Raw genomic sequence first — 22,308 nt, forward strand, 5'->3', positions numbered from 1 at the left:
TTTACTCCCTGTTCACGGTCAGTGACTGATTCATACTTCCCCCACCGGAATCGGATCCGAATGGGCCTTGCCCCTCGGGTAATGGACGCCCTGCTGGAATTCGTGCCGGAAGTGCCGGAGGGCAGTCTGCAATGGCATCGCCGCCCCCGGGGCGTGGGCACAAAAGGTCAGCCCCGGGCCACAGTCGGCGGCCAGCTTATCCAACAGTTCGACATCGCCTGCCTCGCCCTCGCCCCGTTCCAGGGCCAGTAGCAACTTCACGGTCCAGGGCAGGCCGTCCCGGCAGGGGGTGCACCAGCCACAGGACTCCCGGGCGAAAAACTCCTCCAGATTGCGCATCAGCGAGACCATGCTCTGGTCTTCTGTGACCACGGTAATCAGCCCCGTGCCCAGGCGACTGCCTTCCTTGCCCACGGTATCGAAATCCAGGGGCAGATCCAGGTGCTCCGGCAGCAGAAAGCCGGTGCTGGCACCGCCGGGCAGCCAGGCCTTGAGTGTCCGGCCGCCGCGCAGGCCACCGGCACGGTCCAGGATTTCCCGGCCGGTGACTCCGATGGGTAACTCCCAGAGCCCGGGACGGCTGACCAGCCCCGAGGCGCCATAAAGCTTGGTGCCACCGTCATCGGTGCGATCCCCGGACAGCCCCTGGTACCAGTCGGCACCACGCAGCATCACGGCCGGCACATTGCACAGGGTCTCAACATTGTTCACCACCGTGGGCTTGCCCCAGGCACCCGACTGGCCGGGAAACGGGGGTTTGGCCCGCGGGTTCGCCCGCTTTCCCTCCAGGGAGTTGAGCAGGGCGGTTTCCTCCCCGCAGATATAGCGCCCGGCGCCGGTATGCACTGCAATATCGAAATCGAAGCCGCTGCCGGCAATGTCTGGCCCGAGCCAGCCCGCCTCACGGGCTTCGGCCAGTGCACCGGCCAAAACCCTGGCGGATTCCACATACTCCCCGCGAAGAAAGATGTAGCCATAGCGGGCGTTATTGGCAAAAGCCGCCAGGATCATGCCTTCAATAAGCAGATGCGGCTGCTGCTCCATAAGCAGGCGGTCCTTGAAGGTGCCCGGTTCCATCTCATCGGCATTGCAGACGATATACCCCCGGGGCATGTCGCCGCCCTGCATGGTGAGGCTCCATTTCAAGCCGGCGGAAAAACCGGCGCCACCGCGGCCACGGACATTGGCCTCCTTCATGGCGGCGATAACGGCCTGGGGATCATGTTCGTTCAGGACCTGCCGGACCGAGCGGTAGCCGTCTTTTGATTCGTAGTCCTTCAGGTCGACCACTTGGCCATCATCCCGGAGCCGCCAGGTCAGGGGATGGGTCTCCGGCTTCCGCTCGGAAGCGGGCTGGAGCAGTCGGCTGCGATAGGTGGGAGACTGACGCTGGGTATTCACGAATAACCCTCCAACACATCGGCAAGATCGTCGGCGCCCACCGGACCGTAGACGTCGTCATCGATCATCATCGCCGGGCCGCCATCGCAGGCCCCCAGGCAACACACGGGCAAGAGGGTGAAGCGACCATCGGCGGAAGTTTCACCCAGGCCGATGCCCAACCGCTCGATCAAGGCATCCCGTAGCTGGTCAAAACCGGTCAGAAAACAGGAGCTGGAGTCGCACACCAGAATCACATGGCGCCCCACCGGCTGCCGGAAGATCAGGCTGTAGAAGGTGGCTACTCCCTCTACACTGGCCGGGCCCACCCCCAGCACCCGGGCAATGGCGGCAATGGCCCCGTCAGGCACCCAGCCATGACGACGCTGGACAATCTTCAGCGCCTCGATGCAGGCCGCCTGAGGCTGCTCGTAATGACCCGCCTCTTCGCGCATGGCGGCTTCGTCCTCCGGGTGCAGCTGGAAGCCGTCGGTGGCCAGGGTTTGATGACCAGATGCCTGAGGGTTTGATGCCGGTGTCTGTTCCATCATCAGCGGTCCACGTCAGCCATAACAAAATCAATGCTGCCCAGATGGGCGATCAGGTCCGGCACGAAGCCTCCCCGCATCACACTCGGAATCTGCTGCAGATGCGGGAAACTCGGTGTCCGTATCCGGGTTCGGTAACTCATGGTGCTGCCATCACTGGTCAGGTAATAACTGTTGATGCCCTTGGTGGCCTCCACCATCTGCATCGATTCCTGGGGCTTGAGTACCGGCCCCCAGGACACCTGCAGAAAGTGGGTAATCAGGGTTTCAATGTGTTCCAGCATCCGCTCCCGGGGCGGCGGGGTGGTGAGCGGGTGATCTGCCTTGAAGTCGCCGGATGGCATGTGATTCACGCACTGCTGGATAATTCGCAGGCTCTGGCGCATTTCCTCGATACGGAGCTGACCCCGGTCGAACACATCGCCACGTTCTCCCAGGGGCACCTCGAATTCGAAGTTGTCATAGCCGGAGTAGGGCCGCTGCTTGCGCAGATCAAAATTGCACCCCGTGGCCCGCAGATTCGGCCCGGTAACCCCCCAGGCCAAGGCTTCGGCGGTGTTGAAGGCCGCCACGCCGCGGGTCCGCTCCCGCACCAGGGCATTCTCCATCATCGCCCGCTCGTATTCCCGAAGCCGTGGGGGCATCCAGTCCAGGAATTCCTGCACCAGCTTTTCCCAGCCCTGGGGTAAATCCTGCATCACGCCGCCAATGCGATACCAGGCCGGGTGCATGCGGAAGCCGGTGATCCCCTCAATCACCTTGTAGCCCCGTTGCCGGTCGCTGAAAGTGAAAAAAACCGGCGTCATTGCGCCCAGATCTTGCAGGTAGGTGCCCAGGAACAGCAGATGGCTGGTGATCCGGAACATCTCGGCCATCATCACTCGGATCGTTTTGACCCGGTCCGGCACCTCAATCCCCGCCAGTTTTTCAACCGCCAGCACGTAAGGCAGGTTGTTCATCACCCCGCCGGTGTAATCAATGCGGTCGGTGTAGGGAATAAAGCTGTGCCAGGACTGGCGCTCCGCCATCTTCTCCGCGCCCCGGTGGTGGTAGCCGATATCCGGCACGCAGTCGACAACTTCCTCGCCATCCAGCTGCAGGACAATGCGAAAGGCACCGTGGGCAGACGGATGATTGGGCCCCAGATTCAGGAACATAAACTCGGCGCCGTCCCTTTCCCGGGCCATGCCCCAGGCCTCGGGCACGAACTGCAGCGCTTCCTGTTCTTTTTCCTGCCCTTCCACTGTCAGAGTATAGGGGTCAAATTCCGTGGCCCGGGCCGGGTAGTCCTTGCGCAGGGGATGGCCGGTCCAGGTCGGAGGCATCAGCAGCCGCTGCAGATGGGGATGGTCGGAAAAGCCGATCCCGAACATGTCCCACACCTCGCGCTCGTACCAGTTGGCCGCCGGGAACACACCGGTGGCGGTGGGCAGGCTCAGATCCTCCTCGTTCAGGGCCACCTTGAGCATGATGTCGCTGTTCCGGGCAATCGACATCAGCTGGTAGAACACCGTGAAATCCGAATCCGGCAGGCCGTGACGGTGGCCACGCAAGCGCTCGTCGATGGCCGACAGATCATAGAGCAGATCAAAGGGAGCATTCAGGTTCTTGAGGTACCCCAGCATATCGGTCAGTGAATCCCGCGTTACCCAGAGCACCGGCATACCGGTACGCGTGTGCTGGCAATACTGCACACTGGCGCCGAAGTCCCGCTGAAGGGCTTCAACCAATTCGTCACCGGCGGTTTCCATAGCCATGCTCGTGGTCTGACTCCTGATACCCGGTTGTGGAATGACAATCCCTGGCTCTACAGCTTGTCAGGCGTCCTCAGTTCAGTGGCCTGAATGCGCTGATCACGCCATTTTTCTCTCTGTGATGGCATCTCGGCCCGGTAGACCCCCTGGTCCCCCACCACCCAGGACAACGGCCGGCGTTCTTCCTGGATGGAGTCCTGCAACAGTTGCAGGCCTTGCAGGAAGGCCTCGGGACGGGGCGGGCACCCTGGCACGTAAACGTCGACGGGCAGAAACTTATCCACGCCCTGAACCACGGAATAGATGTCGTACATGCCTCCGGAATTGGCGCAGGAACCCATGGAAATTACCCATTTGGGCTCCAGCATCTGGTCGTACAGCTGCTGGATCACCGGCGCCATCTTGATGAAACAGGTGCCGGCAATCACCATGAAATCCGCCTGTCTGGGGGACGCCCGAATCACTTCCGAACCAAAACGGGCGATGTCATGGGGCGAGGTGAAGGCGGTGGTCATTTCCACATAGCAACAGGACAGCCCGAAGTTATACGGCCACAGGGAGTTTTTCCGACCCCAGTTCACTGCCGAGTTGAGTACCTCACTCAACTTGCCGGTGAAGACATTGCGCTCGAGCTGCTGCTTCACCGGATCCTCGGTTTTTTCCCGGCGGTCCACCGGATAACGGGCATCGTCTCCCGTCGGACCCTCGGCACGGGTCAGGGTATAGGCCATGACATTCCTCCATTGATGCGCAGGCCCCTCACACCCCGCACCATCCGGCCGGGGCACTCGGGAGAGGCGTTGCTATGCACCGCGTTTGCCGGCGGGCCTGGTTTCCGGAGCCCAATCAAGAGCACCGGAGCGGCTGTCGTAAATAAGACCTGCCAGCAGGATAAAGATGAACACAGCGGCGCCCCAGAACCCGGTCCAGCCAACATCTCGGATCACAATGGCCCAGGCAAACAGAAATACCGCCTCGATATCAAAGATGACGAACAGCATGGCCACCAGATAGAACTTCACCGAAAAACGCTGGCGTGCGCTGCCGGCACCGACGATGCCGGACTCAAACGGAAGGGACTTGCTGATCCCGTGGCTGCGCCCTCCAAGCAGGCTCGAGGCGCCCACCATGAAGGCACACAGGCCGAGTACGGCAAAAATAAAAAAGCCGGTCGCCCAGTATTCGGCCATGCTTTCCCCTCGACAACCCAACGGCTGTGGTGTTGAACATCTGTCTTAAAAGCTAGCAACGGCCCCCGGTTTGCGCAAACCGCAGCAGTCAAAGGACTCGCAAACGTGCAACCATATGATGCAAAAGATTTTACGGATGGAGCAGGGGAGTATGAGAAGATGGAAATGGAGCGGGTGAAGGGAATCGAACCCTCGTATGCAGCTTGGGAAGCTGCCGTTCTGCCATTGAACTACACCCGCAGGCACGATCACTGCGAGAGCAATATAAGCGCTCTGCCCGCCCCGGGGCAAGCATTCTGTCTGGAGCATAAATGGACCCCACCCTGACCCTGATTGGCGCCCTGATGCTGGTTATCAGCATAGTGCTCAGCCCGCTTTCCAGTCGGGTGGGCATGCCTGTGCTGCTGATCTTTCTGGTTGTGGGCATGATGATGGGCGAGGACGGCCCGGGCGGAATCGAATTCGATGATTTTGAACTGGCCTTCGTGATCGCCAATCTGGCGCTGGGGGTCATCCTGCTGGATGGTGGCATGCGCACTCGCGCCGAGACCTTCCGTGTCGGCCTGAAACCCGCCCTCGTTCTGGCTACGCTCGGTGTGGCTATGACAGCCGGCGGTGCGGCAGTTGTAGCCTGGTGGGTGTTCGATTTGCACTGGCTGACAGCGCTGCTGATTGGCGCCATCATTTCCTCCACCGATGCCGCTGCCGTGTTCTCACTGCTTCAGGGCCGGGGTCTGCACCTGAACGAGCGGGTCAGTGCCACTCTGGAAATTGAATCCGGCAGCAACGATCCGATGGCCATTTTCCTGACCCTGATGCTGGTTACCCTGATTGGCAACACCGGCGATCAGGCCGGCTGGGCAGCGCTGACGATGCTGGTTAAACAGTTCGGAATTGGCGGTATCGCAGGTATTCTTGGCGGCTTTGCAGTCGTGGAGCTGGCCAACCGCATTCGGCTGACGCCCTCGCTCTATCCGCTGCTGGTGGCAGCCGCCGGCATTTCTGTATTTTCCGCCACCAACGCCCTGGGGGGGAGCGGCTTCCTGGCGATTTACCTGACCGGTGTGGTGATCGGCAACCGCCATGTACGGATGATGCCGATGATCCTTCAGGTCCACGATGGCCTGGCCTGGCTGGCACAGCTATGCCTGTTCCTGATGCTTGGTTTGCTGGTCAATCCATCCGATCTGGTTCCGCTGGCCGGTGGTGGCCTGATACTGGCGCTGGCACTCATTTTCGTGATTCGCCCGCTTACCGTTATGCTCACCCTCTGGCCGTTCGCCTTTAACAGGCGAGAGCTGGGCTTTATCAGCTGGGTCGGACTGCGTGGAGCGGTTCCGATCGTTCTGGCGCTGTTCCCGATCATTGCGAACCTGCCGGAGGCGCAGCTGGTGTTCCACGCGGCCTTCTTCATAGTCCTTGTTTCCCTGCTGGTTCAGGGCACCACCATGGCGCCCCTGGCCCGCAAACTGCGGCTGGAGGTTCCTGCCGGGGAGGATCCTTACCGCCGGCTGCCCCTGGATGCCCCTGCGGCGGGTGATCACGAATTGATGCTCTTCCCTTTGCGCGGCGAGAGCTGGGAGACTCCGCGCCGCCTGAGCCAGCTGCGATTTCCGGAGAACACAGCTGTGGCTGGTGTGTTCCGAAACCGGGTCTGCCTGCAACCCAAGGGTGATCTGGAAGTGGCCAGCGGCGATATGGTTGCGATGTTCGCCACGCCCGGCGTGTTGCCGGAGCTGGGCAAGGCTCTGAGTGGCCGCCACGCACCCAAATACCTTGCCGAGCGGGCATTCTTTGGTGATTTCGTTCTCAATGGCGATGCGCTTCTGGGGGATGTGGAACAGGTCTACGGCATTGAATTCGATGAACTGCCCCCGGAACTGTCCCTGGCCGAATGCTTTGCCAGGCGTACCAAGGGGCACCCGGTTGTTGGTGATATCGTAACCCTTGGGCCGGTCACACTGGTCGCCAGGGCCACCAATGCTGACCAGGTGACCAAGGTCGGACTCAAGATGGACAGTTCACAAAACAGCTGATCAGCAAACGGGATAGCCAAAAAAGTTAACAAAACCCCTTAACAAATCGCAGGCGGGCTATGGTATAAACCGTCTGTACAAAGATTAATCATTGGTAAGTTAACGATATGCTGATTACTCGCGCTGCTTTCTCCGCCCTCGTCCTGTTCTGGCTGGCAACGACTCCTCAGGCCATGGCCACGGAGTTGCTGGCCAAAGCCGACACCCGGATGCCTACAGAAACCACATACATCCCCGCAGATATCGAGGATGTCAGCAAGGTGGTGGTTCGAAAAAGTGAGCGGCGACTGTACCTTATGAATGACGAGAGGGTGGTCCGCAGTTATCGCGTTTCCCTGGGGGACAATCCGGAAGGCCACAAGTTGTATCAGGGTGACGAACGCACCCCTGAAGGCACCTACACACTGGACTGGCGCAACTCTGAAAGCGATTTCTACAGGTCCATCCACATTTCATACCCCAGCGAGCGGGATCGGGAGCTGGCGTCTGCCTGGGGCCTGGATCCCGGTGGCAGCATCATGATTCACGGCTTGCCAAATGGCGAGGAAGATATGGCGTTTGCCTATCGCGGTCTCGACTGGACCGACGGCTGCATCGCGGTTACCAACGAGGAGATCGACGAAATCTGGCAACTCGTGTCCGACGGCACTCCGATCAGCATTCATCCCTGAAGCACCTCTGAAAAAAACTGACCACAGCATTAAGTTGTTGTCATACCCTAAGAATATTTACCTATCCTGAGTTAACATTTTGCCTCACAGTGTTTTACACTGTTTAACGACTCCGGTAGTCATCGCCTATTGCACCTATCAGGCAGGTTGACAGGAAGTCGTCTATACTGACTTCCGGATCACAGGAAATAACTCGACCAATAAGGGGATTTATAATGCGTAAACTGACGATCGCCGGTTTTGCACTGGCCACTGCTCTGACTGCAGGTTGTGCCACAACGGATCAGGGTGCCCTCGACGAAGCAAATGCAACAGCAAGCTCTGCTGAGAGCACTGCTGAAAATGCAATGAACACCGCTAACAGCGCTGCCAGCACTGCCCGTACCGCCCAGCGGACCGCGGAAGAAGCACTGGCCGCTGCCAAGGCAGCTCAGAAAGCTGCTGATGAAGCAAACGAGCGTGCCAAGCGCATGCTTGAGCGTTCCAGCCAGAAGTAAGGCTGAAGCGTAGTGAGAGAGGCCGGCATTGCCGGCCTTTTTTATGCCTCGGGTTCCGGTTTTTCCGGAGACACCGGTTTGTTCTCCTTCAGGAACGTCGTCATCAGTTCCATCGGCAACGGGAACACGATGGTGGCGGAATTGGTGTTACTCATATCCGCCAGGGTCTGAAGGTACCGCAACTGCATTGATCCCGAGTTTCTGGACATAACATCTGCCGCTTCCACCAGCTTCTTTGACGCCTGCAATTCGCCTTCGGCGTGTATCACCTTGGCGCGACGTTCGCGCTCTGCCTCCGCCTGACGGGCAATGGCCCGGATCATGGATTCGTTCAGGTCCACGTGCTTGATTTCCACATTGGCCACCTTGATGCCCCACTCCTCCGTCTGGGCATCGATAATCTCCTGAATATCGGCATTGAGCTTGTCCCGCTCCGAGAGCATTTCATCCAGATCATGCTTGCCCAGCACCGAACGCAGTGTCGTTTGTGCCAGTTGGCTGGTGGCCGAGTTGAAATCCTCGACCCGGATGATCGCTCGCTCCGGATCCACTACCCGATAATAGAGCACGGCATTTACCCGAACCGTGACGTTATCCTTGGAAATCACGTCCTGACTGGGCACATCGAGTACAATGACCCGCAGGTCAACCCGGACCATCTGTTGAATACCCGGGATTATGATCATCAGGCCTGGACCTTTCACCCCCTGGAATCGTCCGAGGAAGAAGACAACGCCACGTTCATACTCCGGCAGAATCTTGATGGCCGAACCAAGAATCAGCAACAACACCACGATGGGTGCAAGATAGGGAACCAATTCGCCAATCATACCGCCTCCTTGCTTTGCTGTTAGTCTCTGCTTGCCGGGGTCAGCCGTTTTCCGGGATAACCCTGACGCTTACCGTTAATCCCTCGACTGCCGCAATACTGACCCGGTCACCCTCGCTGACCGGCTCATCACTGATGGCATTCCATCGTTCACCGCTGATCCTGACATGCCCCCTGTAGTGGCCGTGCTCTGCGGAAAAATCGTCCAGCGACACCCCCTCCTCATGGGTTAACTGTTCCGTGCCACTGACTGGATGCCTGCGGCGCAGACCAATGAACCTTGTGACCGTCCAGAGGATAAATCCGGCTGCGACTGCAGCCGTGCCGCCAATCGTCGGCAGCGAAATATCCCGGTGACTGCCATCCATCAGGATGACCGAACCCGTTACGAAGGCCACGATTCCCCCAACACCCAATATCCCGAAACTTGGCACAAAGGCTTCGCCGACGATAAAGGCAAGACCGAGCATAATCAGCGCCAACCCAGCATAGTTCACAGAGAGAACCTGGAAAGCAAACAGGGCCAGAATCAGGCAGATGGCACCAACCACGCCGGGCACCACCGCGCCAGGGTTTGCCAGCTCGAAAATAATGCCGTAAAACCCGATAATCATCAGGAAGTAGGCAACGTTCGGATCGGTAATCACGGACAGCAGACGGGTTCGCCAGTCCGGTTGGGAGCGGACAACTTCAAGATTTGTGGTTGCCAGCGTCATCTCTCCTGAGGCCATGCGAACCTGGCGGCCGTCGACTTGCTGAAGCAGATCCCGGACATTCGGAGCAACCACGTCTATAACGTTCTTCTCAAGCGCTTCAGCAGCACCAAGATTCACCGCCTCCCGCACCGCCTCTTCTGCCCAGTCAGCATTCCGGCCATGGCGCTCAGCGAGCCCGCGAATGTAACTGACGGCATCTTCCAGTACCTTACGCTCCATGGCAGTGCTGCCGCGACGTTTGCTGTCCTCTTCCCCGGTGCCCTCTTCGGCAGCAAGAGATTCAGCCCCGGACTCATCGCCCTGCTTGGCATCAGCGTCTTTGGAGGCAGGCTCACTCGACGGCTCCGGAGTGCCAGGCAGCCCCCCCATCTGGACCGGAGTGGCCGAGCCCAGGTTGGTTGCCGGTGCCATGGCGGCGATGTGACTGCCATACAGAATATAGGTTCCGGCACTGGCTGCACGGGCGCCCTGGGGAGAAACATAGGTGGCAACGGGAACTTCGGAGGCAAGGATGGCTTTGATGATGCCCCGCATGGAGTCCATCAGCCCGCCAGGTGTGTCCATTTCAATAATGACAATTCCCGCACCTTCAGATTCAGCCTGGCGAATACCGCGGGTGACATAATCCATGGTGGCGGGACCGATGGCGCCCTCAACAGTAAGCACCAGGGCGGTGCCAGACGACGTCTGCTGGGCAAAGACCTGGTGCGCCAGAGAACTCAACGCAAGCATCGTGCCGGTCAATAAAGCCAGCGCCCAAAGCTTCAGGCGAAGGGTGCCCGGTGATTGCTTGAAACGGTGTACCTGCATAAGACCTCCCTGACTACTTATCAGTTTAGAAGATCCGGGCGCTACCGTATCAGAAATAAAGCTGCTGCTCTGGCCTGCTCTCCGGCTCGGACGCCTTTTCGTCAACGGTCTCGTCCGCAGCCATCTGGGTGACCCGTTCGCCGATCATGGTGGGAATACCGTCAGCCTGATCCACCGCAAGCTCAATAGTGGCCCGCTTGACCTCGACACCCGGATTGCTGGCGCGGAAGGCCTCAACCTCCGAGAAAACCTGCTGCCACAAACGATCCCGATCCTCACGGGGGTATTCTTCATGAGGACGATGCACTTCCAGCCAGACCTCACCCTCAGACAGACCAATCTTAACGGCATCATGCACTATCTGGACGGGTGTGCCCTTCTCGACCTGGTACACGAACCTTGAAATATCTTCGTTATACATTCGAAAACAGCCATGGCTGACCGGCATACCCACACCAAACTGTTTGTTGGTGCCATGGATCAGGTAACCCTCTTTGCTCAGCATCAGGGCATGACTACCCAGTGGGTTCCCCGGACCGGCGGGAATCATTCGGGGCAGGTAATCACCCGACGCTTCATACTCAGCCCGAATGCTCGCCGGCGGGTACCAGGCAGGGGATTCCAGAGGCATGGTCACCTTCGCATCGGTCAGCGGTGACGGATTCTCCGAGGTGCCCACCCCGACTGGATAAACCTGTACGCCTGCACCAGTGAAGTAGTACAGCCGGTATTCCGCCAAATTGATGACAATACCCTCCCGCCTGGCATCCGGAAGTACGTATTGCCTCGGCAGGGTGATCGTTGTGCCTTCCCCGGGCAGCCAAGGGTCGACGCCGGGGTTGGCCTTCACCAGCTCCAGATAACCCAGGGCCAGACGATTACCAATGGCTGCGAAGGTGTCCTCGTAACTGCTCTCATAAACGGCCAGCTGTCCCGCCAGATCGCCCTGGACCGGGAAAGTGGGAACGCGGGGGCTTCGGTCCGGGGCTTTCGGGCTTTCCGTCTCGCCTGCATTATCTCCACCCTTTGCAGCCACACCCTCTAACGACTCCGCAGCCTGAAGCACCGGGAGCATCAGGGACTGCGCCAGGGAAAATACCGCCAACCATCTCAACCACATAGACAAAGTTCCGAAAGCATCAGAGCACCCTCGTGTTGACAGCAGGTACCCTCAGGAGTTCACGTAGGTTGCCCATACCGTGACAACAGCAAGCGCAACAAACAGAACACTTGCACCAATTCGCGCTGTGGCAAGGGACAACCGCGCCCTCAACCAGTGCCCCGCCATAATAACGGGTATATTGCCAGGCAGCATCCCCACCGTGGTTTCCGGGGTAACCTGGCCGGAACACTAGACCCGCATCCGCCAAACGGGTACCGCTGCGACGGCCACAAACACCGCCACCATCCACCAGGCCGAATGGAAGGCGTTGATCGTCGGCATTCCCGCACTGTGCTCACCGAACTCAATGACCAGTGCCACCAGGTTGACACCGAAAGCACCGCCAAGCTGTCGCATGAAGTTCAGGGTACTGGAACCGGCACCCAGTTCCTGAGGTTCGAGCGGATTGAGAGCACCCGTTGACAGTGCCGGAAGCATAAAACCGATACCGATCCGGCCCAGCACTGCCCATAGAACCAGCCAGCCAAAGGCCAGATCCAGGTCCGAAAGGGCAAACAACACGGCCGAAAGGGCAAATATCGCAATGCCAAAGACCACCAGCTTGCGGGCGCTCTGCTTGTCCGCCAGGCGGCCGGCCAACGGGAAAATCATGCCCAGGACAATCCCGGCCGGCAACATCAACAACCCGGCTTCTGTCGCCGTGAATTCCAGCGCGGTCTGAACAAACAGTGGAATCAGGTAGGTGGATCCGAACAGGGCAAAACCAAGTGCCATGGCACCCAGGCAAGCATAGAGAAAGGTTGGCTTGCGCAACAGGCTGATATTCACTAACGGGTGCCGGGTGCGCCGCTCCCGGAAGATAAAGAGCACCAGGGTTGCCATCGCCAACAGTGCCTCGGCCGCAATCCATGCCTGCTGTCCGTCCGTTTTCTGCAACCGGTTCAGTGTATCCAGTGACAGGGCAATGGTAGCCCCGAGCAACACCAGGCCGGGAAGGTCAAAACGGTAGGGAGCCGGCCGGGACACGGGCAGAGGCAGGAAACGCCAGGCCATCAGGACACCAGCAAGGGTGACCGGAGCCGGGGCAAACATCACATATCGCCAGCTCAGCTGATCAACCAGAAAGCCGCCCAGTACCGGGCCCAGAGCCGGCGCCAGGATCACGCCCATACCGTAGATGCCCATGGCCTGGCCGCGGCGGTTGCGGGGGAAAATGCGGAACACCAGGTACATCCCCATGGGCTGCATGAGGCCGGCCATGGCGCCCTGACCAATCCGGGCAGCAATCAGCTGTTCCGGCGAGCTGGCGAACCCACCGGCAAGGGAAATCAGCGTGAACAGGGACATGGCCGTGGCCAGGGTTTTGCGAACCCCGAAATGATCCAGCAACCAGGAAGAGGCGAGCATGGTGGTGGTCATGGCGGCGATGAACCCGGTTGCCAGCCAGTGCACCTGGCCCTGACGGATACCGAACTCCACCATGATGTCGTGCAGCGCTACGTTGACCACAGTGGCGCTGAGAACAGTGGCCATGGTACCTGTAACCACCGTAACCAGTGCCAGCCAGCGCCAGCGATCTCCGTAGCGGGCCTTCAGGCCCTCAACCGAGTTATCAGCCAAGGATTACTTCTGCTTTTCAGCGTTTTCCAGAATTTTGTGGAACACCTTGACGGTACACTCGATCTCTTCGTCGCTGATGCCCTTGAGCATTTCCTCCCGAAGTACCTCGGCGCGTCCCGAAAGATCATCCATAAAGGCGCGGCCTGCGTCCGTCAGGTGCAGGCGGCGAGCCCGGCGATCATTCGGGCAAGGCCGCCGTTCAATCAGCCCCTGCTGTTCCAGGCTGTCCAACAGCCGAACCAAGGTCGGATTTTCGATCGCCATGAGGCTGGCCAGTTCACGCTGGGTCAGGCCTTCGCCGCCCTTTTCCAGATACACCATGGTGCTCCACCGGGCCTGGGTCACGCCAAGATCCTTTAGGCGCTCATCCAGCATTTTTCTCCAGCGGCGGGTCACCCGGGCTACCGCGAAAGGAAACTGCTCTCTCATCTGTCGTCACTCCGTTCAAAAAGGACCAAGATCAAGCCGTCGGAAAGACCGGCAAGCCGCCAGTAAATTACATTATCGGAAAGTTACCAATAGTATGCTAACCATTGACATAAAAACAGATATGAAAGTAAAAACAAAATCGGGGAAAACCGAGAGCTGCGTCAGCTGGCCTGACGCAGCTCCTCCTGCATCTCATCGACTTCAGGAGACTGGTGGAACTCGATATTCCGCGGATCAAGCTCGGCAAGTACTGGCGACGTATCCGGCATGGCGGGCACAAAGTGTTCCTGATCTTTCACCGCAACATCCTCGGTATGACTGATCCGATAGCTGGTGATAACGGCCAGCATCAGCAGGAAGCCGGCATTGCCCAGAAACAGCCCTTTTGGCCCCACTAGATTAATCAGTTCGGCCATCGCAACGGGTCCGATCACACTGCCAACACCGTAACTGAGCAGCAGCGTGGCGCTGGCCGCAACAATCCGGGCACTCTCCATGCGGTCATTGGTGATGGCGACTGCAATCGGATACAGATTGGCAGACAGGCCCGTAAACAAGCCCACCAGCAGGGTCAGTAACCAGAGGTTGGACGCCCCCAGAACCCCGACACTGCCAGCCGCCACAGCGGCAGACAACGCCACCCAGAACATCACCCGACGACGGTCAAACCGATCACAAAGCCGGCCCAGGGGCCAGGCCAGAATCATTGCGGCCACGATAGCACTGGCCATGAAGGTGGATGTCCTGGCAACGTCCAGCCCCACCAGCGTGGCGTAAACCGGCCCGAGCGCGTAAAAGCCGCCAATCATGATGCCACAGACCAAAGCACCGGCGACGCCAGTGAAAGACTCACGAGCCAGGGTAAAGATGGAAATGCGCTGAACCTGTTCAATCACCGGTGCTTCCATTCTGGTCAACGACAGCGGCACCAGGGCCAGAACCAACAGAATTGCAGCAATCGAGAACGGCATGAAGTTGGCCGGGTCGCCAATATTGACGATCAGCTGGCCACCGGCGGCCGAGAGGTAAAATACAATCTGGTAAACGGCAAACAGGGCGCCCCGGTTGGCGTTGGTTGCCCGGCTCGAAAACCAGCTCTCGATAACCACCAGAACCCCGGCAATGCTGAAACCGGAAAGCACTCGCAGTGCGGCCCAGAAAATCTCGGAGATGGCCATCGGATAGAGCAGAGAGGTTACAGCCGCGATAGCGGCAAACACCGCAAAGGCACGGATGTGACCGACCCGGCCAATAATCCGGTGAACGTAGAGCGTACCCAGAACAAAGCCTACGGAATAACACACCAGAATCCAGCCGATAATATCCGGCGATATGGCCTCAATGCTGAGACGGATGCCCAACAGAGTCATCAGGAATGCATTACCACTGACCAGCAGAATGATGCTCAGCATCAGGGCAGACAGGGAGGTGACCATTCGGGTCATTACAACAACTCCGGGGTATTTATCGGAATGATGAAACTGAAAGTAGCAGCAACCACCGGACTTTGCCGGCTGCGTATTAGATCAGGAGCTTGAGGTGAAACCACTAAGCACTTGCCGCAACCCGTTAACTGCGTCACAAAACCGGTAAAGGCCGCTATAATGCTGTTTAACAGAGTTTTACATTAATGTGCCGTAACAGACCCTGCGTACCGGAGCGGGTAACATGAAACCAAGCTATTCATAAGATCATGAGCGCCTGGTTATGAAAAAAACGGACTGGCCCATCCGCTGGGATCTGCTGCTTCGCTACCGACTGATTGAAACCATTGCCCTGTGGGAAGGTCGCCTGACGACCAATCACATCTGTCACAGCTTTGGCATTGGTCGTCAGCAAGCATCCAAGGACATCAATACTTACCTGCGTGAGCTGGCGCCGGGCAATCTGGTGTACGATCGTCACCTGAAAGGCTATGTACCCGCCGCGAAATTTCGCCCGGTGGTTACCCGGGGCCTGGTGAATGAGTACCTCGACCTGCTTGACCGCCAGCAAAACCTGAGCAACACCTTCGAGTCGCTGAACATCGACCTGCCCGACAGTGTCGTTGTTCAGGGCCCCAACCGGGTGATTGCACCGGAAACCATGCGCGCGGTGGTTGCCGCCACGCGGCAGGGCCGACAGTTACGGGCCAGCTATGCATCCCTGAGCCGGCCTGAAGCCGTGGAAAGCATCCTTGAACCCCACGCCCTGGTTTGTGTCGGCAATAGCTGGCACCTTAGGGCTTGGTGCGATTCAAACCGGGAGTTCCGCGACTTCGCCCTGAGCCGTTTCCGCACCTCCCCGGATGCCCTTAGGCAACGTGCGAAACGCACCCGTGAGCAAGACAAAGACTGGAACCGCGAGGTTACTCTGGTGATCACACCGGACCAGCGCCTGACCCAGGCTCAGCAACAGATTATTGCCGCGGACTATGGCATGGAACGCGGCCGGCTGGAGATTGATGCCCGGGCAGCACTGGCACCCTACGTACTTTCGCGCCTGGGGATTACCTTCGACAACCAGCACCCGGATCCTCTTGTACAGCAACTTGAGCTGGCCAATCCGGATCAGCTAGGTTTCGGCAGCAAACGTGAACAGGCACTCAAAGCCGTTGCCGGCCTCTGCTAAACTGCCGGCGTGAGCGTCAAATGCCGGTTTCTATCCTTCCTCAGTTTTCTTGTTCTGCCGTTTCTGCCAGTTGCAGCAACGGCAGCCTCAGCCTGTGGTGGGCCAGCCACAGCTATTTCAGCTGTCCAGGGTAACGGCCCCGACTCTCCGCTCACCGGCCAGACAGTAACGGTGGAGGGCATCCTTACCCTGGATTCCCGTTCACAAGGCGGGTTTGGCGGCTTCTATCTGCAGCAGGCAGATCATCAGACCGACAACGACCCGGCCACATCGGAAGCGGTTTTCGTCTATACCAGTCGGAATACCGGACACCCCGGCATGCGCCTGCGAATAACCGGCAAGGTCAGGGAATACCACGGCCTGACCGAATTGGTGGCGGTGCGGAGCATCCGAATGTGCGGCCTGGAACCGCAGCCTGAGCCTGTCACCATCGAGCTGCCCTGGTCCATGAATCCCGAGAGCCTGGAGAACATGAGGGTGATCTTCCGCTACCCCCTGACAGTAGTGGATAACTACAATCTGGCGGAATACGGCGAACTGGCATTGGCGGCATCGGATCAGGTCCAGCCCACCGAATACCTGGCGCCCGGGCAGCAGGCACACCGACTGTCTGCCGGCCATCGCCAGAACCGTCTGTTGCTCGACGACAACCAGTCCGTCCGGGGTCCCAGGCCAGTACCCTGGCCACCCAGTGGGCTGTCACCATCAACTACCGTCCGGGCCGGTGACCAGATCGACCGACTCGCTGGCATTCTCGATTTCCGTTTCGATGCCTGGCGAATCCAGCCGGCGAATGCCCCCCGGTTCCTTGCCAGCAACCCTCGCAAAAAGGCACCGCCACGTCAGCCGGTCGATTCTGTGCGGGTGATGGCCCTGAATCTTGGAAACTTCTTCAACGGAAATGGCCAGGGCGCAGGCTTTCCCACCCCGCGCGGCGCGGAAAGCAGCGCTGAGTTTCGTGAGCAGCTACAGCGTCTGATTCAGGCTCTCCAGGCCCCAGATCCGGACATCCTGGCGCTTGCCGAACTGGAAAATGACGGCTACGGCTCCGCCAGTTCAGTCGCCGGACTGGCCCGTTTTCTGGGGAATCACTGGGAGTTTGTCAGCACCCCGGGTAGCGACGGTGACGGCGAAATCCGTACCGCCTTGCTATACCGCCGCGACCGGATCACTCCAGTCGGTTCGCCCGTCCGCCTGACCGACGGTGTCTTTCGATCCCGAGGCCGACCCCCTCTGGCACAGGATTTCCGGCGCACCGCTGGTGAGCAGACGGTCAGGATTATTGTCCCCCATCTGAAATCGAAATCCTGCCGGGGCGCCGTGGGCGACGATCAGGATCAATCCGACGGGCAGGGTTGCTATACCCGCCGGCGGGTTGCCGAAGCCAGAACTCTGGCCAACTGGCCCGGTGCCTTTTCCCGGGAAACCCGATCTGCCGGAACCCTGATTGTCGGCGACCTCAACAGTTATGCTCGTGAGCAGCCTCTTTCCGTTCTGGCCGGGGCCGGCTTTACCAGCATGGTGCACCAGTTCCACCCCTGCACTCGTGCGAACTGCCCCCACTACACCTATCGCTACAAGGGCGAGAAAGGCGCTCTGGATTATGCCCTGGCCTCCACAAGCCTCCGACCACTGGTGCTCCAGGCCCAGACCTGGCTGATCAATGCCGACGAGACCCGAGCGCTCAGCTATCGAGGAATTTCCCAATCCGATCAGCACGGGCCCTGGCGATCGTCCGACCACAATCCGGTGATTGTCGACCTCAGGCTCTGAGGGGGAGCCGGCAATTGGCCTTTCGGGCCATTTTAATCCGTCAGCGAAGTCATGGGGGAAACCATCAGGAATCGCCATAATCGGTGACGCTACGCGATCCACGAAATAACAAGAACAGAATCAGACGAGGAAATCCCATGCGCGCCTCACTATCAACGGCACAGGATCTGGGTATGCCGGCCATTTACCTGCACCTTCTGGCCGAACTGCTGAACTCCATTGGTGTCGATGAGCAGAACCTTCTGTTTCGGGTCGGGCTGGACCCCGCCAGACTGAGATCCACCGAACTCCGGGTTAGCCAGACCCAGGCCAGCGAGTTTGTCACCCGGGCCATCATCGAGAGCGGAGAGCCGGGACTCGGCATCATGCTCGCCCGAGAATTGAAGCTTCCGCTCCATGGAGCTCTGGGAACCGCAGTCATGAGCAGTCGCACTCTGGGCGACGCCATGGAGCTGATGACCCGATACCTCACCCTGCGGGTACCTCACCTGCAGATCAGCAAACGCGAAGACGCCAACCTCGCCTGGTACATCGTGACCTGTGATATCGATTTTGGTCCGCTGAACGGCTTCATTATGGATGCCATGCTGTTCGGTTGCGTGTCCATGGGAGCGCAACTGACCGGATCGGTCATTGACGGCTTGCGGATCCTCCGGCTGCGCCCGGAACCTGCTTATTTTCAGCGGTTCCGCTCACAAATACCGGTGCCGGTGGAGTTTGATGCCACCGAAAATGCCCTGGTGATCCCCACCTCCCGGCTGGACCTGCCGGTGCGGTTCACCGACGACCAGCTGGCCGCTTCCTCCCGGGCTCAATGTGAAGAGGCGTTACGACGGCTGACCGGGGACGCCGGATTCGCCTGTCGGGTACGACGGGTTATTGAAACCAGCCACCCCTTTCCACCAAAACTCGCCCGGGTTGCCGGCACCCTGTTTGTCTCCGAACGGACACTGAAGCGCCGGCTCCAGGAAGAAGAGGCCAGCTTCCAGCAGCTGGTGGATCAGGTCCGCCTGGAGCGAGCTGGCGACCTGCTACGGAACACCACTATGAATCTGAGCCGGATTGCCGATGCCCTGGGTTACGCCGATGCCGCTAATTTTACCCGGGCCTTCAAGCGCTGGACCGACACCAGCCCAAGCCAATTCCGAAACGCTTCGACGGAATTTGGCCCCGGGGCCGCGTCAACGGGCAAGGTAGTGGCAGCCGGGTAATCAGTCGATACCGACAATCTTGTGCATTTGCAGGGTCAGACGCCACTGCGGGTGGGCCAGACAGTAATCCGTCGCAAGGCGGGTATTGCTTTGCTTGATGCCATCAACACCGCCTTCCGGCGCCGAGGGCGATGCCATCGGGGAAAGAAAATAGTAACTGGCCCGGATGTGCAGGAACCGCTCCGGCATTGCCATGGGCTGCGGGTAGACCAGTTTCATTTCATCACAAGCCTGGATAACCACCGGCGCATCGGCCTTTGGGCTGACGCACAGCCAGTCAATGCCAGCGGGGGCTGGCAGGGTGCCGTTGGTTTCTACGCCTACTTCAAACCCCTCCCGGTGGAACGCCTCTACCATGGCAGTGTCGAGCTGCAACAGGGGTTCGCCGCCGGTGCAGACGACATAGGGCTTGCCGGGCGCATCCGGCCATAGGCTGCGAATATGCCCGGCCAGGGCTTCCGGAGACTCAAACCGGCCACCGTTCTGGCCATCAGTGCCCACGAAATCCGTGTCACAGAAATTACAGACCGCGCTGGCACGGTCTTTCTCCCGACCGGTCCACAGGTTGCACTTGCTGAATCGGCAGAAGACGGCGGCACGACCGGCCTGGGCCCCTTCGCCCTGCAGGGTATAAAAGGCTTCTTTGACCCGGTACATCAGCGACTGCCCTCGTACTCGAGAGGATCTGTAACCCCGTTGGCGGCAAACGCCTCAAGCCGCTCCACACAGGAGCCACAGCGGCCACAGGCGCGCTCGCGACCGTTATAGCAGGTCCAGGTCTGTGAATAGTCCAGCCCGAGACGGAGACCTTCGGCCAGGATCTGGCTCTTATCCATGGTCATGAAGGGCGCTTCAATGCCCACCGGTTCGTAGTTGGCCACCCGGCACACCGCATCCATCTTTGCCACGAATTCCGGGCGGCAATCCGGGTAGATGGCATGGTCGCCACCGTGGGCGCCGTACCACACGGTGGCGCCGCCCACTGTCACCGCATACCCGGTCGCCAACGACAACAGGATCATGTTGCGGTTGGGCACCACGGTGGCCTTCATACTATCCTCTTCATAGTGCCCTTCGGGCACATCCAGGTCGGAGGTCAGCGCCGATCCGGACATCACCTCGCTCATGGCACGGATATCAATCACCTTGTGGGGAATACCTTGGATTTCACACACTGAACGGGCGTACTCAAGTTCCCGGACGTGCCGCTGCCCGTAATTGAAGGACAAGGCATGGACCCGGTAACCACGATTTCTGGCCAGGTTCAGCAGCGTGAAGGAGTCCATGCCTCCGGAATAGATTACAACCACGGTGTCAGTCATTCGGGCTCCCCTTATGGTGCGATTCGACTTCGGCTGGTTTACTGTCGGGCCCGTTACCTGTTGCTGTCATCGGGCTTTTACAATGAGTGGACATATTGTAACAGTGCAGGCACAGGTTGGGTTCGCGTCCCGGGTTCGGGGCGGGTAAACTCATCGAAAAACAATTCATCATCTACACTGATCCCATGACCACTATCCGCCCGGCATTTATCGACTTCGAGGCATCCAGTCTTGATCTGATCGCAAGCTACCCGATTGAGGTAGGCATCTGTATGCCGGACGGCATCCTCCACAGCTGGCTGATCTGTCCGCACGTGCTGTGGCACGACTGGTCGGAGAGCGCTGAACAGATACACGGTATTTCCCGCCAGACACTTGAGGCAGAGGGCGTTACCGCCAGTGAGGTGGCCCAGGCCCTGAATGAGCTGCTACCGGAACAGGTGTTTTGCGATGCCTGGACCTTTGACAGTTTCTGGCTGCACCGATTGTTCAGGGCAGCCCGCATCAGACCCACTTTTCAGCTCGAATCTGTCTCGGCGCTGCTAAACTCGCGGCAGCTACGCCGCTGGTCCGCCATGCGCCAGGAGGTGATCTCCGAACTCGGTTTGCCAGTGCACCGGGCGGCCAATGACGCCCTGATCCTTCATAAAACCTGGGAACGGATCGACCTGGAAGAAGATTCCACACTGCCACTGGCTGATCACAGCCGCCAGGCCTGATCGCCTGCACTGGATTCAGTGTCTGATGCGACGGACTCGCAGTGCGATGACTTCCAGGCCGTCACGCATAGTGTTGAGTGTCCAGTATGTCACCAACGCCATCAAACCGGCACCGGCCACCGTGAAGACAAGATCGTCGCCCACCACCTGGCGCTGTGCTGCCAGCAGGTAAAGGCCCAGTGCACCGATCAGGGCGAGTTCGATAAATACGTGGGAACGGAACTTTTTGCTTGCAGATCCGGCTTGTTCGGGCATTTTACTGGGTTTCAACCTCTATCTGTCGAAAAAAATGAAATATTAGTGTGCAAATTATCGCCGGAACAGGGTGGGAAATCTGTACGAATTAGTGGCTACGAGCTTTCCACTACGCAAAAAAAACGCAGCCATAAAGGCTGCGTATAAAGGAGAGATCCATCAATTGCCTGGCGCGGCAGGCAATTGGGATTGCACAACGTAAAACACGTGACAATTAAAATTATGCCAACGAGCTACAAAGCCGTCTGTAGGGGTTTGCCGAAGATGGCGGGCTATTGCAAACGGCCGGTTAGCCTATACACTGGTAGCTGAACCGAAACACAAGAGCCGATATGAGCAAAATGATTCCACAGTACATCGCTTCCACAGCCGAAGGTTGCCACGCAGGGCAGTCTGTTCGCGCGATGGTGAAAGACATCTAACGGCTTTCGGTCAGTCCCGGGAGCCTTTGTAGCGACCGGGTCAGCTTCTCCTCGAAACCCCGGTTGCCCACAGCACCGGGGTTTTGTTTTTGCAGCCGCAAAGCGACAAGGAGAACATCATGAAAAAACATCCGACAAGACGAGCAGCGAACCAGCCCATGAACAACCGCCAGGGGCCGATCAAGCCTCCTGAGAAGCTGCCTCTTCTGGATGCTATCTGCAAAAAACTGAATCAGCGCGTTAACCTGGATGACGAGCAGCGGGTGCTAGGTGTGTACGAGCGGGGCTGGATCTTCAAGGGGGTTCTGGGCAACCTGAACGACGCTGAGGCGCGGTATGTCAGGGCACTGGCCACCCGCTATAACTCCTGGATTGCACGGCAGGTCGCGTAAG

Annotated in this window: 22 protein-coding genes and 1 tRNA gene; 8 read left to right on the forward strand and 15 right to left on the reverse strand. The window is 59.0% G+C overall.

What is annotated here, in order from left to right; translation table 11 throughout:
* Nucleotides 1-30: 30 nt before the first annotated feature.
* From nuoF to ACN0XM_RS02475, 6 genes are all read right to left on the reverse strand, one after another.
* Entirely contained in the window at nt 31-1,401 is a 1,371-nt protein-coding gene (gene nuoF, locus ACN0XM_RS02450) for an NADH-quinone oxidoreductase subunit NuoF (protein WP_417565328.1), read from the reverse strand.
* Entirely contained in the window at nt 1,398-1,931 is a 534-nt protein-coding gene (gene nuoE, locus ACN0XM_RS02455; RefSeq protein ID WP_417565329.1) for an NADH-quinone oxidoreductase subunit NuoE, read from the reverse strand. The genes nuoF and nuoE overlap by 4 nt, the downstream gene beginning before the upstream one ends.
* Entirely contained in the window at nt 1,931-3,685 is a 1,755-nt protein-coding gene (gene nuoC / locus ACN0XM_RS02460; RefSeq protein WP_417565330.1) for an NADH-quinone oxidoreductase subunit C/D, read from the reverse strand. The genes nuoE and nuoC overlap by 1 nt, the downstream gene beginning before the upstream one ends.
* A 50-nt stretch (nt 3,686-3,735) precedes the next feature.
* Nucleotides 3,736-4,413 (reverse strand): NuoB/complex I 20 kDa subunit family protein, encoded by a 678-nt coding sequence (locus tag ACN0XM_RS02465; RefSeq protein WP_417565331.1) that lies wholly within the window; start codon nt 4,411-4,413, stop codon nt 3,736-3,738.
* A 72-nt stretch (nt 4,414-4,485) separates the two neighbouring features.
* Nucleotides 4,486-4,872, reverse strand: coding sequence for an NADH-quinone oxidoreductase subunit A (gene ndhC / locus ACN0XM_RS02470; RefSeq protein ID WP_417565332.1), 387 nt, complete (start codon nt 4,870-4,872; stop codon nt 4,486-4,488).
* 166 nt (nt 4,873-5,038) lie between these two features.
* Nucleotides 5,039-5,112 (reverse strand) — tRNA-Gly (locus tag ACN0XM_RS02475).
* Between the two features lie 71 nt (nt 5,113-5,183).
* On the opposite strand from ACN0XM_RS02475, the gene ACN0XM_RS02480 reads away from it, so the two are divergent.
* The 3 genes from ACN0XM_RS02480 to ACN0XM_RS02490 all read left to right on the forward strand — a co-directional run bounded on the left by ACN0XM_RS02480 (nt 5,184) and on the right by ACN0XM_RS02490 (nt 8,076).
* On the forward strand, nt 5,184-6,908 hold the full coding sequence (locus tag ACN0XM_RS02480) for a potassium/proton antiporter (protein WP_417565333.1): 1,725 nt from the start codon (nt 5,184-5,186) through the stop codon (nt 6,906-6,908).
* A gap of 107 nt (nt 6,909-7,015) precedes the next feature.
* Complete coding sequence (locus ACN0XM_RS02485; RefSeq protein WP_417565334.1) at nt 7,016-7,579, forward strand: L,D-transpeptidase family protein; 564 nt, start codon at nt 7,016-7,018, stop codon at nt 7,577-7,579.
* 215 nt (nt 7,580-7,794) lie between these two features.
* Nucleotides 7,795-8,076: an Lpp/OprI family alanine-zipper lipoprotein gene (locus tag ACN0XM_RS02490; protein WP_417565335.1), complete on the forward strand. Its 282-nt coding sequence runs from the start codon at nt 7,795-7,797 to the stop codon at nt 8,074-8,076.
* A gap of 41 nt (nt 8,077-8,117) precedes the next feature.
* Here ACN0XM_RS02490 and ACN0XM_RS02495 read toward each other — a convergent pair whose 3' ends face one another.
* The 6 genes from ACN0XM_RS02495 to ACN0XM_RS02520 form a co-directional block, all read right to left on the reverse strand.
* Entirely contained in the window at nt 8,118-8,906 is a 789-nt protein-coding gene (locus ACN0XM_RS02495) for a slipin family protein (protein ID WP_417565336.1), read from the reverse strand.
* Between the two features lie 40 nt (nt 8,907-8,946).
* Nucleotides 8,947-10,431 (reverse strand): NfeD family protein, encoded by a 1,485-nt coding sequence (locus tag ACN0XM_RS02500; protein ID WP_417565337.1) that lies wholly within the window; start codon nt 10,429-10,431, stop codon nt 8,947-8,949.
* A gap of 49 nt (nt 10,432-10,480) precedes the next feature.
* Entirely contained in the window at nt 10,481-11,551 is a 1,071-nt protein-coding gene (locus ACN0XM_RS02505) for a L,D-transpeptidase family protein (protein ID WP_417565338.1), read from the reverse strand.
* Nucleotides 11,552-11,782: 231 nt separating this feature from the next.
* A complete protein-coding gene (locus ACN0XM_RS02510) occupies nt 11,783-13,174 on the reverse strand; it encodes an MDR family MFS transporter (RefSeq protein ID WP_417565339.1) in 1,392 nt (463 codons plus the stop codon).
* A gap of 3 nt (nt 13,175-13,177) precedes the next feature.
* Nucleotides 13,178-13,603: a MarR family transcriptional regulator gene (locus ACN0XM_RS02515; protein ID WP_417565340.1), complete on the reverse strand. Its 426-nt coding sequence runs from the start codon at nt 13,601-13,603 to the stop codon at nt 13,178-13,180.
* A 161-nt stretch (nt 13,604-13,764) separates the two neighbouring features.
* On the reverse strand, nt 13,765-15,048 hold the full coding sequence (locus ACN0XM_RS02520; protein ID WP_417565341.1) for an MFS transporter: 1,284 nt from the start codon (nt 15,046-15,048) through the stop codon (nt 13,765-13,767).
* 262 nt (nt 15,049-15,310) lie between these two features.
* On the opposite strand from ACN0XM_RS02520, the gene ACN0XM_RS02525 reads away from it, so the two are divergent.
* The 3 genes from ACN0XM_RS02525 (at nt 15,311) to ACN0XM_RS02535 (ending at nt 19,197) form a co-directional block, all read left to right on the forward strand.
* Nucleotides 15,311-16,213, forward strand: a complete 903-nt coding sequence (locus ACN0XM_RS02525; RefSeq protein WP_417565342.1) for a helix-turn-helix transcriptional regulator — start codon at nt 15,311-15,313, stop codon at nt 16,211-16,213.
* Nucleotides 16,214-16,384: 171 nt separating this feature from the next.
* Nucleotides 16,385-17,986, forward strand: coding sequence for an ExeM/NucH family extracellular endonuclease (locus ACN0XM_RS02530; RefSeq protein WP_417565343.1), 1,602 nt, complete (start codon nt 16,385-16,387; stop codon nt 17,984-17,986).
* A 137-nt stretch (nt 17,987-18,123) separates the two neighbouring features.
* Entirely contained in the window at nt 18,124-19,197 is a 1,074-nt protein-coding gene (locus tag ACN0XM_RS02535; RefSeq protein WP_417565344.1) for an AraC family transcriptional regulator, read from the forward strand.
* Here ACN0XM_RS02535 and queE read toward each other — a convergent pair whose 3' ends face one another.
* Nucleotides 19,198-19,854, reverse strand: a complete 657-nt coding sequence (queE, locus tag ACN0XM_RS02540) for a 7-carboxy-7-deazaguanine synthase (protein ID WP_417565345.1) — start codon at nt 19,852-19,854, stop codon at nt 19,198-19,200.
* Complete coding sequence (queC, locus tag ACN0XM_RS02545; protein ID WP_417565346.1) at nt 19,854-20,519, reverse strand: 7-cyano-7-deazaguanine synthase QueC; 666 nt, start codon at nt 20,517-20,519, stop codon at nt 19,854-19,856. Before queC ends, queE begins: the two co-directional genes overlap by 1 nt.
* Before the next feature lie 185 nt (nt 20,520-20,704).
* On the opposite strand from queC, the gene ACN0XM_RS02550 reads away from it, so the two are divergent.
* Nucleotides 20,705-21,238, forward strand: coding sequence for a hypothetical protein (locus tag ACN0XM_RS02550; RefSeq protein WP_417565347.1), 534 nt, complete (start codon nt 20,705-20,707; stop codon nt 21,236-21,238).
* A gap of 15 nt (nt 21,239-21,253) precedes the next feature.
* Here the strand turns inward: ACN0XM_RS02550 and ACN0XM_RS02555 are convergent, their stop codons facing one another.
* Nucleotides 21,254-21,493: a hypothetical protein gene (locus tag ACN0XM_RS02555; protein WP_417565348.1), complete on the reverse strand. Its 240-nt coding sequence runs from the start codon at nt 21,491-21,493 to the stop codon at nt 21,254-21,256.
* Between the two features lie 541 nt (nt 21,494-22,034).
* On the opposite strand from ACN0XM_RS02555, the gene ACN0XM_RS02560 reads away from it, so the two are divergent.
* A complete protein-coding gene (locus ACN0XM_RS02560; RefSeq protein WP_417565349.1) occupies nt 22,035-22,307 on the forward strand; it encodes a hypothetical protein in 273 nt (90 codons plus the stop codon).
* Nucleotide 22,308 lies beyond the last annotated feature (1 nt).

This window comes from Marinobacter sp., from assembly GCF_048269445.1.
Classification (GTDB): Bacteria; Pseudomonadota; Gammaproteobacteria; order Pseudomonadales; family Oleiphilaceae; genus Marinobacter.